Here is a 13,275-nt window from a genome sequence, read left to right on the forward strand (position 1 = left end):
GGATAATATGATGAAATTAAAATTTTATTTAGTATACCTTTGGTATAAAGTATTGCTGAAATTAGGAATTAAGACCGATGAAATTTATTATATTGGTGGAAGTGAAGCGTTGCCACCACCGTTAACAAAAGAAGAAGAGGAAGTTCTTTTGAATAAATTGCCAAAAGGAGATCAGGCAGCAAGGTCATTACTTATTGAACGTAACTTAAGGCTCGTTGTATATATAGCAAGAAAGTTTGAAAATACAGGGATAAATATTGAAGATTTGATTAGTATAGGAACAATCGGCCTTATTAAAGCGGTAAATACATTTAATCCAGAAAAGAAAATAAAATTAGCAACATATGCATCGCGTTGTATAGAAAATGAAATTTTAATGCATTTACGTCGAAATAACAAAAATCGTTCGGAAGTTTCTTTTGATGAACCACTAAACATTGATTGGGATGGGAATGAACTGTTATTGTCTGACGTGTTAGGTACAGATGATGATATTATTACAAAAGATTTAGAAGCTACTGTAGATCGTCACCTTTTAATGAAAGCATTACACCAATTAAATGATCGTGAAAAACAAATTATGGAACTTCGGTTTGGGCTTGCTGGAGGAGAGGAAAAGACGCAAAAAGATGTGGCTGATATGCTTGGGATTTCACAGTCATACATTTCGCGTTTAGAAAAAAGAATTATAAAAAGATTACGAAAAGAATTTAATAAAATGGTGTAAAGAATAAGACCAGCCGTTATGTAGGCTGGTCTTATTCTATTTAGTTGTATTAGGAAAGATAATTTAAATAACAAATCGTGAAAAAACCACATGCATAAAATCCCCTTCAAAGGAAATACTTTACACTGTACAGCAACTCCCGATAGGAGGGAACACTTTGACGAGAAACAAAGTAGAAATTTGCGGTGTTGATACAGCTAAACTTCCAGTATTAAAAAATGAAGAGATGCGTAAATTATTTCGTGAAATGCAAAGTGGAGAGATAAGCGCAAGAGAAAAATTAGTGAATGGAAACTTACGTCTTGTACTGAGCGTCATCCAAAGATTTAATAACAGAGGAGAATATGTTGACGATTTATTTCAAGTTGGTTGCATCGGACTTATGAAATCAATTGATAATTTTGATTTAGGCCAAAATGTAAAATTTTCAACGTATGCTGTGCCGATGATTATTGGGGAAATACGCAGATATTTGCGTGATAATAATCCGATTCGCGTATCGCGCTCATTGCGAGATATTGCGTATAAAGCTTTGCAAGTAAGAGAAAAGTTGATTGCAGAAAATTCAAAAGAACCAACAGCAATGGATATTGCAAAAGTGCTAGAAGTAACTCATGAAGAGATAGTATTTGCTTTAGATGCAATTCAAGATCCAGTTTCATTATTTGAACCGATTTATAATGATGGGGGAGATCCTATCTTTGTTATGGATCAGTTAAGTGATGAAAAACAAAAGGACGAGCAGTGGGTTGAAGAATTAGCATTGAAAGAAGGAATGAAGCGTTTAAATGATAGAGAGAAAATGATTATTAGAAAACGTTTCTTCCAAGGAAAGACACAGATGGAAGTTGCAGAAGAAATTGGGATTTCCCAAGCGCAAGTATCACGTTTAGAGAAGTCAGCCATTAAACAAATGAATAAAACGATTCAAGGATAAGGTCTCACCAATTATGGTGAGACCTTTTTATATGTAATATGGTTTGTGCTCATAGTAGGGGATTTGTGTTCATATAATGAAACTAGCATGGTGTTTCGTGTAGGTGGCTTCCTGTAAATATGAGAAACAGTTTCCAATTTGTCATATAAGGGAGAGGATAAAAATGGTGATACGAATTTCAGAGTTACAGATGAAGGATGTTATAAATATTTCAGATGGAAAAAGGATTGGGAATATTGGAGATATTGAAATTGATATGAACACAGGGAAAATTTGTTCTGTTATTATTTCAAAACAGACACGTATGCTAGGTATTTTTGGAAAAGATGTTGAGATTGTAATTCCTTGGAAGGAAATTGTGAAAATTGGGGAAGATGTCATACTTGTAAGAGTAAATCCTGTTAATTCTGTAACAGAATCAATACAAACACCGACAATTTCATAAAGAATATTACAAATTCCTCTTTTTTTTCTGTTAGGATTATGAAAAAATAAAAGTATGGTAAAATAGACAGGAAGTACCATGCTTTTTTCTGTTATTTTAATTAAAAGGAGCCGCTTTATTATGAGAGAACCATTTAAATATTTGGACGGTATACTGTATTTACAAGCGTGGAAAGAACTTGGAAACATTACTGCTGGATTTACGACAAAAGATGGTGGGATAAGTACGGGCTCCTTTCATGCGATGAATTTAGGATTACATGTGAATGATATCGTGGAGAACGTTCATGAAAACAGACGCATTTTAGCAAATAAGTTACAAAAACCATTAGAAAATTGGATTTGCTCTGAACAAGTTCATGCTCATCATGTTGAAAAAGTAGGGCAACAGGAAAAGGGAAGTGGTGTCTATTCATATGAGGACGGCATTTCAAAAACAGATGGCATTTATACGAGTAATGAAGATGTTCTGTTAACGTCTTGTTACGCGGATTGTGTTCCGCTCTATTTTTATGCACCATCACATGGTATGATAGGACTTGCGCATGCTGGATGGAAAGGCACTGTACAAGAGATTGCAAAGGAAATGATTCAAAAGTGGAATGCAGAAGGTATTTCAAGTGATGAAATTCATGTTGCAATTGGGCCGTCGATCGGATCTTGTTGTTATGTTGTGGATGATCGTGTATTAACAGCAGCACAGGAAGTAGTTAGGGGTGCTGTTCCTCATCAAAAAATTTCTGACGGGCAGTACGCAATTAATTTAAAAGAAATTAATCGTATATTATGTGTACAAGCAGGCATAAAAGAAGAGCATATTGTAATGTCATCTCTTTGTACAAGCTGTGAAGAGCAACTATTTTTCTCTCATCGTCGTGATCAAGGTAAGACAGGAAGAATGTTGAGTTTCATAGGTTTTAAGGAGGAAGAAAGCAAGTGACAGTACAAGAAAATTTAGAAATTGTAAACGAAGCTATTAAAGAATCTTGCGCTCGAGCTGGACGTTCGTTGCAAGATATTAAACTTGTTGCAGTTACAAAAACTGTAGGGATTGAAAAAACAAACGAAGTAATTGAAGCTGGAGTTATCGATTTAGGTGAAAATAGAAATGAAGGTTTCTTACAGAAATACGAGCATTTCGGTTCAAAAGTTAATTGGCACTTTATTGGCTCATTACAAACGAGAAAAGTAAAAGAAATCATTAATGAAATTGATTATTTACATTCGTTAGATCGTCTTTCACTGGCGAAAGAAATTCAGAAACGTGCTGATAAGAAAGTGAAATGCTTTATTCAAGTGAAAACCTCATCTGAAGAATCGAAGCAAGGATTGGCAATAGAAGAGGTTGTTTCTTTTATTCAAAGTTTGCAAGAATTCGATAAAATTGAAGTGGTTGGACTAATGACGATGGCTCCATTTACAGAAGAAGAGGAAGAAATCAGACGCTGTTTTAAGGAATTACGTATGCTGCAAACAGAGGTGCAGGAGCTAGAGTTATTACATGCGCCATGTAAAGAATTATCAATGGGAATGTCCAACGATTACAAGATTGCAATTGAAGAAGGGGCTACATATATTCGTTTGGGAACGATTTTAGTAGGAAAAGCGTAAAAGGAAGGAGAATCTTATTATGAGTTGGTCAAAAGTAAAATACTTCTTTTTTGATACACCGGAAGAAAAAGAAGCAGCTCAATATGGTTATGAAAAGGAGCAAACAGACATGAAAAAGCAGCAAGATCCACCAGAACAACAAGACGTTACGTTTCCGAAAGCGCAACCGAAGCAAAATGTTGTGAGTATTGAAACAGCAAAACAATCTTCAAAAGTTGTTTTATTAGAACCACGCACATATTCGGAAGCACAAGGGATTGCGGACCACTTAAAAGGTAGACGAGCTGTTGTAATTAATTTGCAGAGAATGTCTACTGATCAAGCGGTACGTATCGTTGACTTTTTAAGTGGTACTGTATACGCTATAGGCGGGGACATTCAAAAAATAGGGCCGAAAACATTTATGTGTACACCTGAAAATGTAGATATTGTTGGTGCGATTTCAGAGTTATTCGGTGAAGAAGAAGAAACAAATATAAAGAGGTGGTAATACGCCATGACAACAGTTTTTATAGTGTTAAGTTATGCTATCGAGATTTACTCGTGGGCACTTATTATTTACATTCTCCTATCATGGTTTCCTGGTGCAAAGGAATCATCTTTTGGAGAGTTCCTGGCACGTATTTGTGAACCGTATTTAGAACCATTCCGCCGCTTTATTCCGCCGCTTGGAATGATTGATATTTCTCCAATCGTTGCAATCTTTGCGTTGAAACTTGCTAAAACTGGTTTGTTCAGTTTATTAAGCTATTTCTTATAGTAAGAAGGTAAATACATGAGCATCTACGAACATTTTAGGCCTGATGAGGAGGTCTTTGTGGATAAAGTGCTAGAGTGGAAGCGAGCGGCGGAGTACCATCAAGTGAAGTTAACGGATTTTCTTGATCCTAGGCAACAACAAATTGTTTCTATGGTAATAGGACAAGGTGATGTTGCTGTGCAATTTGGTGGTGCAACGCCTAATGCAGAGCGTAAAAGAGCACTTATTTATCCAGACTATCTAGAATTAAATGAAGAAGAATTTCAAGTAGAAGTATTAGAAATTGACTATCCTTCCAAGTTTTATACGCTAGAACATAGGCAAATATTAGGTACATTTATGTCTCTTGGTTTAACAAGAGAAAAATGTGGTGATATTTTGCTGCAAGAAAATCGTGCCCAAATTGTAGTTGCGAAAGAAATTGTATCGTATATTGAGATGAACTTACAATCAATAGGGAAAGTAAAAGTCTCTTTAGCGTCAGTGCAAGGAGAACAAATTCTACAGATACATGAAACGTGGGGAGAGAAATCTGGAACGGTTTCTTCACTTCGTTTAGATGTTATGTTAGCTGAAATGTTACATTTATCTAGACAGAAAGTACAACCTTTCATAAAAAATGGTTTAGTAAAAGTCAATTGGAAAACAGTGGAGCAAACTTCTTATGAATGTTATCCAGGAGATGTTTTTTCTGTTAGAGGATATGGCCGAAGTAAATTATTTTCTGTAGAAGGTAGAACAAAACGCGACAAATGGAGAATTTTGTATGGTATACTAAAATGATTGGTTTTTTAGAAGGAAATCCTCCTATTTTGTCGAAGAAAAGATATAATTGAAAGAGGAAATTTAGATAACTACTTGGAGGTGGCGTTGTGCCGTTAACACCATTAGATATTCATAACAAAGAATTTGGTCGCGGATTCCGTGGCTATGATGAAGATCAAGTAAATGAGTTTCTTGATCAAATTATCAAAGATTATGAATTGGTCATTCGTGAGAAAAAAGCTTTAGAAGAAAAAGTTGCGCAGTTAGAAGGGAAGTTAGATCATTTCTCTAATATTGAAGATACGTTAAACAAATCTATCGTTGTTGCACAAGAAGCAGCGGAAGAAGTAAAACGTAATGCGCAAAAAGAAGCGAAATTAATTGTGCGTGAAGCTGAAAAGAATGCTGATCGTATTATTAACGAAGCATTAGTAAAATCAAGAAAAGTTGCTTTTGATATTGAAGAGCTAAAGAAACAAGCGAAAGTATTCCGAACTCGTTTCCGTATGTTATTAGAAACACAGCTTGAGATGTTAAACAACGATGATTGGGATAAACTAATTGAATTAGAAGACGAAGTAGATGAACTGTTGAAAAAAGAAGAAACAGTGTAAGCTTGACGTTTTTCTCATTATTACATATAATTTTAAACAACATATTTATTAAGAAAAACGAAGATAGGGATAAGTACCTTTTCAAACCTTATATAGCGAACTGAGGATGGTGTAAGCTCAGGATAAGGAGATAGTGGGAATATCACCCTGGAGTTCCGCGCTGAACAAATAGAGTAAGCGTAGGCGTGTATTCGCGTTAAGAATATAAAGAGGATTCTATACATATGTATAGAATCTACTAGGGTGGTACCGCGGGAGACTTTCTCGTCCCTTTTGGGGATGAGAAGGTCTCTTTTTTATTCCGTTTTTTAAGTATTTCTTTTATACATGTAAGGAGGAATTGAGCATGGAGTACAAAAATACATTACTGATGCCAAAAACAGAGTTCCCAATGCGTGGGAATTTACCAAAACGTGAGCCTGCAATGCAAGAAAAATGGGCTGAAATGAATATTTACGAAAAAGTACAAGAACATACAAAAGGTCGTCCTTTATTTGTATTGCATGATGGACCTCCATATGCGAATGGTGACATTCATATGGGACATGCATTAAATAAAGTATTAAAAGACTTTATTGTTCGTTATAAATCAATGACTGGTTTTAGTGCGCCATATGTTCCGGGATGGGATACGCACGGTTTACCAATTGAACAAGCTTTAACAAATAAAGGTGTAAAACGTAAAGAAATGACAGTTGCTGAGTTCCGTAAGTTATGTGCAGAGTATGCATATGAACAAGTAGAACGTCAACGTGAGCAATTTAAGCGTCTAGGTGTACGTGCAGATTGGGATAATCCATATATTACTTTAGAGCCAGCTTATGAAGCACAACAAATTAAAGTGTTTGGTGACATGGCGAAAAAAGGTTATATCTATAAAGGTCAAAAACCAGTTTACTGGTCTCCAACGAGTGAATCTGCTTTAGCAGAAGCTGAAATTGAATATCAAGATAAAAAATCAGCATCTATTTACGTAGCATTCCCTGTAAAAGATGGAAAGAACGTATTAGAAGGTGATGAAAAGTACATCATTTGGACAACAACACCTTGGACATTACCTGCAAACTTAGGTATTTCTGTTCATCCAGAGCTTGAATATAGCATTGTAAAAGTAAATGATGAGAAATATATCATTGCTTCTGAGCTGTTTGAGACAGTTGCAAAAACGTTAGAGTGGGAAAATGCTGAAGTTGTGAAAACAGTAAAAGGTAGCGAACTTGAGTATACAGTTGCAAAACATCCATTCTACGATCGTGATTCATTAGTTATGCTAGGAGATCACGTAACAACAGATGCAGGTACAGGTTGTGTTCATACAGCACCAGGACACGGGGAAGATGACTTCGTTGTTGGTAAAAAGTATGGATTAGAAGTACTTTGCCCAGTCGATGATAAAGGTGTATTAACAAATGAGGCACCTGGATTTGAAGGCTTATTCTATGATAAAGCTAACAAACCAATTACAGAAAAATTAGAAGAAGTAGGCGCGTTACTGAAACTAACATTCATTACACATTCATACCCACATGATTGGAGAACGAAAAAACCAATTATTTTCCGTGCGACAGCACAGTGGTTTGCATCTATTGAAGCATTCCGTAAAGAATTAATAGAAGCTGTAGCAGAAACAAAATGGGTACCAGCATGGGGAGAAACTCGTCTTCATAATATGGTTCGTGACCGTGGTGACTGGTGTATTTCTCGTCAGCGTGCATGGGGTGTGCCAATTCCGGTATTCTATGCTGAGAATGGTGATCCAATTATTACGGATGAAACAATTAACCATGTAGCAGATTTATTCCGTGAACACGGTTCTAACGTATGGTTCGAGCGTGAAGCGAAAGATCTATTACCAGAAGGATTTACACATCCAGGTAGTCCAAATGGTGAATTCCGTAAAGAAACAGACATCATGGATGTATGGTTCGATTCAGGTTCTTCTCACCAAGCGGTATTAGAAGAGCGCGAAGATTTACAGCGTCCAGCTGATTTATATTTAGAAGGATCTGACCAGTATCGTGGTTGGTTTAACTCTTCATTATCAACAGCAGTTGCTGTAACAGGTAAAGCTCCATATAAAGGCGTACTAAGCCACGGTTTCGTACTAGATGGTGAAGGACGTAAAATGAGTAAGTCGATTGGAAACATCGTCGTACCGAAGAAAATCATGGATCAATTAGGCGGAGACATTTTACGCTTATGGGTATCTTCTGTTGACTATCAATCTGACGTACGTATTTCAGATGATATTTTAAAACAAGTAGCAGAAGTGTATCGTAAAATCCGTAACACATTCCGTTTCTTATTAGGAAACTTAGACGACTTTAAGCCAAGTGAAAATGCAGTAGCTGTAGCTGAACTTCGTGAAGTAGATCGTTACATGTTAGTAAAATTAAATGACTTAATTACAAAAGTTAAAGAAGCATATGAGACATACGATTTCGCTGCTGTGTATCATGCAATTCATAACTTCTGTACAATTGATTTAAGTTCATTCTACTTAGACTTTGCAAAAGACATCTTATACATTGAAGGTGCAAACCACGAAGATCGTCGTGCAATTCAAACTGTATTATATGATGTTCTTGTTGCGTTAACGAAACTTGTAACACCAATCTTACCGCACACAGCTGATGAAGTATGGCCATATATTCCAGGCGTAACAGAAGAAAGTGTACAATTAACTGATATGCCAGAAGCTGTACAATTAGATGACGCGGAAGCGTTAAAAACAAAATGGGATGCATTTATGACATTACGTGATGACGTGTTAAAAGCACTAGAAGTAGCTCGTAATGAAAAAGTAATCGGTAAGTCATTAAATGCAAGCATTACGCTATATCCAACTGCAGAAATGAAAGCTATGTTAGAGTCTATTAGCGAAGACTTAAAGCAATTATTCATCGTTTCTGAGTATAAACTTGGTGGTATGATGGATGAAGCGCCAGCAGATGCACCGAAGTATGAACATACAGCGGTTGTTGTTGTTCAAGCAACTGGTGAAACATGTGAACGTTGTTGGGTAGTTTCAGAAACAATTGGTAAAGATGCTGAACATGAAACATTATGTGAGCGTTGTGCAACAGTTGTTAAAGAAAACTATGTAAAATAATAAAAAACTGACTGCTATTGATGCGGTCAGTTTTTTTGTTGATGGTATATCAAGATCACTTTCAGACTCTTTCCTGTGAAGGAAAAATGTGTGTGAGGTAAGCAAATAAATTTCGGACACACTAACTGTACATTACAGCTAGGAGGAATGTACACGTGAATGAAATTTACATGGAAATAAAAGAAGAATTGCAATTGATGAGAAAAGAGTTGCAAGAGAGACTAGCTAAAGAAGTAATGCACAAATATGATGTCGAGTTCAGCCAAGAGCTTGGATATGAAATTAAGGAAGAGATAAAGAAAAAATTGCTATTACATGATATAAAAGAGGATTTAAAGGATGTAGAACGCGCATTATTTAAAATGGAAATAGACATGTATGGTATTTGTGAAGAGACGGGGAGATTAATTTCCACAAAGCAAATGAAGACAATGCCGACTGCCCGTACGATTCATGAATTCTTCTACGAAAAGGTAAATGTATGAATACGCACAACGATATTATATTACCTTTTTTTAATTTATTTTATTCTTCTATAAAGGTTCATTGTGAAAAGGTAGCAGCTATGCTAAAATTTTGAGGTACACTGTCTTTGTGGGGGAAATGAAAATGATATATTATGTAATAGCGTTATTCGTCATTGCTATCGATCAAATATCGAAGTGGTTAATTGTAAAGAACATGGAATTGGGTACGAGTATTCCGATTATCGACAATGTATTATACATAACATCACATCGAAATAGAGGCGCTGCTTGGGGTATTTTAGAAAATAAAATGTGGTTCTTCTACATTATTACAGTTGTTTTTGTAGTGTTTATTGTATTTTATATGAAAAAGTATGCGAAAACAGACAAGCTTCTAGGTATTTCGTTAAGCCTAATTTTGGGCGGGGCAATTGGTAACTTTATTGATCGTGTATTTAGACAAGAAGTAGTGGATTTCATTCACGTGTATATTTTCTCGTACAACTATCCAGTATTCAATATAGCTGATTCAGCATTATGTATTGGTGTTGTATTAATTATTATTCAAACATTATTAGAAGGCAAGAAAGCGAAGGAGTAATTGAATGAGTGAAGTAGTACAAGTAACAGTTGCAGCAGAGCAAAAAAACGAGCGAATTGATAAATTCGTTGCAGGGATAAATAACGAATGGTCACGTACGCAAGTGCAGCAATGGATTAAAGATGACGTTGTGACAGTAAACGGAAAAGCGGTAAAAGGGAATTATAAAGTAAAAGAAGAAGATGAAATTACAGTAACAATTCCTGAACCAGAAGAGTTAGATATTCAACCAGAGGATTTAAATTTAGAAATTTATTATGAAGATGCAGATGTGCTTGTTGTAAATAAGCCACGTGGTATGGTTGTACATCCAGCACCAGGGCATACAAGTGGTACACTTGTAAACGGCCTTATGCACCATTGTACAGACTTATCAGGCATTAACGGTGTAATGCGTCCAGGTATCGTGCATCGTATTGATAAAGATACATCTGGACTATTAATGGTTGCTAAAAATGATATGGCACATGAATCGCTTGTAAATCAGCTTGTAGCAAAAACAGTAACGAGACGTTACAAAGCGATTGTACACGGTGTGATTCCGCATGATAAGGGAACGATTGATGCTCCGATTGCTCGTGATAAGAAAGAGCGTCAAAGTATGACAGTTGATGAAAATGGTAAGAACGCTGTTACGCACTTCCAAGTGTTAGAACGCTTTAAAGACTTTACGCTTGTAGAATGTCGCTTAGAAACGGGACGTACGCACCAAATTCGTGTTCATATGAAATATATTGGCTATCCACTTGCAGGAGATCCGAAGTATGGTCCGAAGAAAACGTTAGATATGAATGGACAAGCACTTCATGCGGGTATTTTAGGCTTTGATCATCCTCGTACTGGTGAATATATTCAGTTTGAGGCACCGATTCCAGAAGTGTTTGAAGACGTATTAAATATTTTACGAAAATAGTATTGACAAATCATAAGAAAACTGAGATACTGACAACAGTTAAATAATGATCCTTTAACACAGCCCCGTGAGGTTGAGAAGGTAACGGTTTGAAATACTTAGGGTATGTTGTACCCTTTTTTCAAAAGTCCTCTCGCACACGCTGAGAGGACTTTTTTTATACCATTACTCTCACGCAAGAAAAAAGCTTGGAGGTGTAGAGCATGCAAGAGAAAGCTGTCGTTTTAGATGACCAAATGATTCGCCGCGCTTTAACACGAATTAGTCATGAAATCGTGGAACGAAATAAAGGTGTCGATAATTGTGTTCTTGTCGGAATTAAAACTCGTGGAATTTTTATTGCACAACGTTTGGCAGAACGAATTGGTCAAATTGAAGGAAAAGAAATGGAAGTTGGAGAGTTAGACATTACGTTATATCGTGATGATTTAACACTACAATCGAAAAATAAAGAACCACTTGTAAAAGGTTCTGATATCCCTGTAGATATTACGAAGAAGAAAGTTATCCTTGTGGATGACGTATTATATACAGGAAGAACAGTTCGAGCAGCAATGGATGCTCTTATGGATTTAGGTAGACCATCTCAAATCCAATTGGCGGTTCTTGTTGATAGAGGTCATCGCGAATTACCAATTCGCGCTGATTATGTAGGGAAGAACATTCCAACATCAAGTGAAGAGCGTATCGAAGTTGATTTGCAAGAGACAGATCAACAAGATCGAGTAAGCATATACGATAAGTAAAGCCCTTTTAAATGTAGTCCTGTGAGGCTGCCAAAGGGTCTTGGCTTTCATATGTCAAATTTGGCATACGAAAGTGTAGGACTCTTTGTGCACAGGCACAAAGAGTTTTTTTATTGCAAAGATTTAAACTGAAGGAGGATGTAACAATGGAACAAAAGCCAGTGTTAGACGTTAATGAAGTACCGAAACCGGGAAAATGGTTATTTTTAAGTATACAACATTTGTTCGCGATGTTTGGATCAACAGTGCTTGTTCCGTTTTTAACAGGATTGAATCCATCAGTAGCATTAATATCAAGTGGATTAGGAACGTTAGCGTTCCTTCTTATAACGAAAGGTCAAGTACCTGCCTATCTAGGATCATCATTCGCCTTTATCGCACCGATTATAACAGCGAAAACGGCAGGTGGACCGGGAGCAGCAATGCTTGGTGGTTTGCTAGCAGGACTTGTGTACATCTTAATCTCACTCGGAATTAAGAAATCAGGATCAGAGTGGATTATGAAATTACTACCACCAATCGTAGTTGGTCCAGTAGTAATGGTAATCGGTCTAGCTTTAGCACATACAGCAGTTAACATGGCGATGAACGGTGCGGATGGCAAATATAGCTTTACACACTTTTCAGTAGCATTAGTAACATTAGCAATTACAATTATATGCTCGATATTTGGAAAAGGATTTTTCAGTATAATACCAGTGTTACTTGGCATTATCGGCGGATATATCTTCGCTTACTTCCAAGGGCTAGTAGACTTAAAGCCGGTAGCTGAGGCAAAATGGTTTGTTGTACCAGATTTCACAGTACCATTTGTAACATATACACCAGAGTTTTCATGGAAGATTGTACTCTTGATGGTACCAGTTGCACTAGTAACAATATCAGAACATATCGGACATCAAATTGTTCTTGGAAATGTTATTAAAAGAGATTTAATTGAAAAACCAGGTTTACACCGTTCAATCTTCGGTGACGGAGTAGCAACATTAATTGCGTCACTAATCGGTGGGCCACCGAATACAACGTATGGTGAAAACATCGGTGTGCTAGCAATTACGAGAGCATACAGTGTATACTTATTCATCGGTTCAGCAGTATTCGCAATCATGTTCGGGTTTATCGGTAAGATTTCTGCACTGATTCATTCGATCCCAACACCAGTTATGGGTGGTGTATCAATCTTACTATTCGGTGTAATCGCATCAAGCGGATTACGCATGATGGTAGATGATAAAACAGATTTAAGTGACAAACGAAACTTAATGATTGCATCAGTAATATTAGTAATCGGTATTGGTGGAGCGGTACTTCACGTAGGAGAATCATTCCAAGTAGAAGGAATGGCACTAGCAGCAATTGTAGGTGTACTGTTAAATCTACTACTACCGGAAACGAAACAAATAAAACAATCTAAGCAGATTGCTTCATAATAATAACCTTTTAATTCAGTCCTGTGAGACCGGAAAGGGTGGCTTCTTTCTTGCACCCTAGTCTCACATGACTAGGGTATTTTTATGCAAAGGTTGTTATAAAAATTCAAAAGTGGTAACATAAAAATCAGAAAGATGAGGGATGACG

Annotated in this window: 15 protein-coding genes and 1 other annotated feature; all 15 genes read left to right on the forward strand. The window is 36.5% G+C overall.

Annotated features, from left to right (window positions below; translation table 11 throughout):
* Positions 1-7 precede the first annotated feature (7 nt).
* The 15 genes from sigE to uraA all read left to right on the forward strand — a co-directional run bounded on the left by sigE (position 8) and on the right by uraA (position 13,127).
* Positions 8-727 (forward strand): RNA polymerase sporulation sigma factor SigE, encoded by a 720-nt coding sequence (gene sigE, locus B9A45_RS09895; protein ID WP_000976948.1) that lies wholly within the window; start codon positions 8-10, stop codon positions 725-727.
* 157 nt (positions 728-884) lie between these two features.
* Complete coding sequence (gene sigG / locus B9A45_RS09900) at positions 885-1,664, forward strand: RNA polymerase sporulation sigma factor SigG (protein WP_000197755.1); 780 nt, start codon at positions 885-887, stop codon at positions 1,662-1,664.
* A gap of 163 nt (positions 1,665-1,827) precedes the next feature.
* Positions 1,828-2,109 carry a YlmC/YmxH family sporulation protein gene (locus B9A45_RS09905; RefSeq protein WP_000236745.1) on the forward strand — a complete coding sequence of 94 codons (282 nt, stop codon included), beginning with the start codon at positions 1,828-1,830 and terminating at the stop codon, positions 2,107-2,109.
* 120 nt (positions 2,110-2,229) lie between these two features.
* A complete protein-coding gene (gene pgeF, locus B9A45_RS09910; RefSeq protein ID WP_084064010.1) occupies positions 2,230-3,048 on the forward strand; it encodes a peptidoglycan editing factor PgeF in 819 nt (272 codons plus the stop codon).
* Positions 3,045-3,719 (forward strand): YggS family pyridoxal phosphate-dependent enzyme, encoded by a 675-nt coding sequence (locus B9A45_RS09915; protein ID WP_000218000.1) that lies wholly within the window; start codon positions 3,045-3,047, stop codon positions 3,717-3,719. The genes pgeF and B9A45_RS09915 overlap by 4 nt, the downstream gene beginning before the upstream one ends.
* Positions 3,720-3,738: 19 nt before the next feature.
* Positions 3,739-4,209: a cell division protein SepF gene (locus B9A45_RS09920; RefSeq protein ID WP_000119129.1), complete on the forward strand. Its 471-nt coding sequence runs from the start codon at positions 3,739-3,741 to the stop codon at positions 4,207-4,209.
* 6 nt (positions 4,210-4,215) lie between these two features.
* Positions 4,216-4,479, forward strand: coding sequence for a YggT family protein (locus tag B9A45_RS09925; RefSeq protein ID WP_000214233.1), 264 nt, complete (start codon positions 4,216-4,218; stop codon positions 4,477-4,479).
* Positions 4,480-4,494: 15 nt separating this feature from the next.
* Complete coding sequence (locus B9A45_RS09930) at positions 4,495-5,262, forward strand: YlmH family RNA-binding protein (RefSeq protein ID WP_002098127.1); 768 nt, start codon at positions 4,495-4,497, stop codon at positions 5,260-5,262.
* An 89-nt stretch (positions 5,263-5,351) separates the two neighbouring features.
* Positions 5,352-5,858 (forward strand): septum site-determining protein DivIVA, encoded by a 507-nt coding sequence (gene divIVA, locus B9A45_RS09935; RefSeq protein WP_001131611.1) that lies wholly within the window; start codon positions 5,352-5,354, stop codon positions 5,856-5,858.
* 51 nt (positions 5,859-5,909) lie between these two features.
* Positions 5,910-6,133: a binding site (T-box leader), on the forward strand.
* Between the two features lie 71 nt (positions 6,134-6,204).
* Positions 6,205-8,970: an isoleucine--tRNA ligase gene (gene ileS2, locus B9A45_RS09940; protein ID WP_000455952.1), complete on the forward strand. Its 2,766-nt coding sequence runs from the start codon at positions 6,205-6,207 to the stop codon at positions 8,968-8,970.
* A 155-nt stretch (positions 8,971-9,125) separates the two neighbouring features.
* Positions 9,126-9,455 (forward strand): TraR/DksA C4-type zinc finger protein, encoded by a 330-nt coding sequence (locus tag B9A45_RS09945; RefSeq protein WP_001002956.1) that lies wholly within the window; start codon positions 9,126-9,128, stop codon positions 9,453-9,455.
* Positions 9,456-9,579: 124 nt separating this feature from the next.
* A complete protein-coding gene (lspA, locus tag B9A45_RS09950; protein ID WP_000642184.1) occupies positions 9,580-10,038 on the forward strand; it encodes a lipoprotein signal peptidase LspA in 459 nt (152 codons plus the stop codon).
* Between the two features lie 4 nt (positions 10,039-10,042).
* Positions 10,043-10,951 carry an RluA family pseudouridine synthase gene (locus tag B9A45_RS09955; RefSeq protein ID WP_000005830.1) on the forward strand — a complete coding sequence of 303 codons (909 nt, stop codon included), beginning with the start codon at positions 10,043-10,045 and terminating at the stop codon, positions 10,949-10,951.
* Positions 10,952-11,154: 203 nt separating this feature from the next.
* The gene (gene pyrR, locus B9A45_RS09960; RefSeq protein WP_001156491.1) at positions 11,155-11,697 is read left to right on the forward strand and encodes a bifunctional pyrimidine operon transcriptional regulator/uracil phosphoribosyltransferase; all 543 of its coding nucleotides are present in this window, start codon (positions 11,155-11,157) and stop codon (positions 11,695-11,697) included.
* 146 nt (positions 11,698-11,843) lie between these two features.
* The gene (gene uraA, locus B9A45_RS09965; RefSeq protein WP_000435926.1) at positions 11,844-13,127 is read left to right on the forward strand and encodes a uracil permease; all 1,284 of its coding nucleotides are present in this window, start codon (positions 11,844-11,846) and stop codon (positions 13,125-13,127) included.
* The last annotated feature ends 148 nt before the right edge of the window (positions 13,128-13,275 follow it).

It is taken from the genome of Bacillus sp. JKS001846, from assembly GCF_900176455.1.
Taxonomy (GTDB): Bacteria; Bacillota; Bacilli; order Bacillales; family Bacillaceae_G; genus Bacillus_A; species Bacillus_A cereus.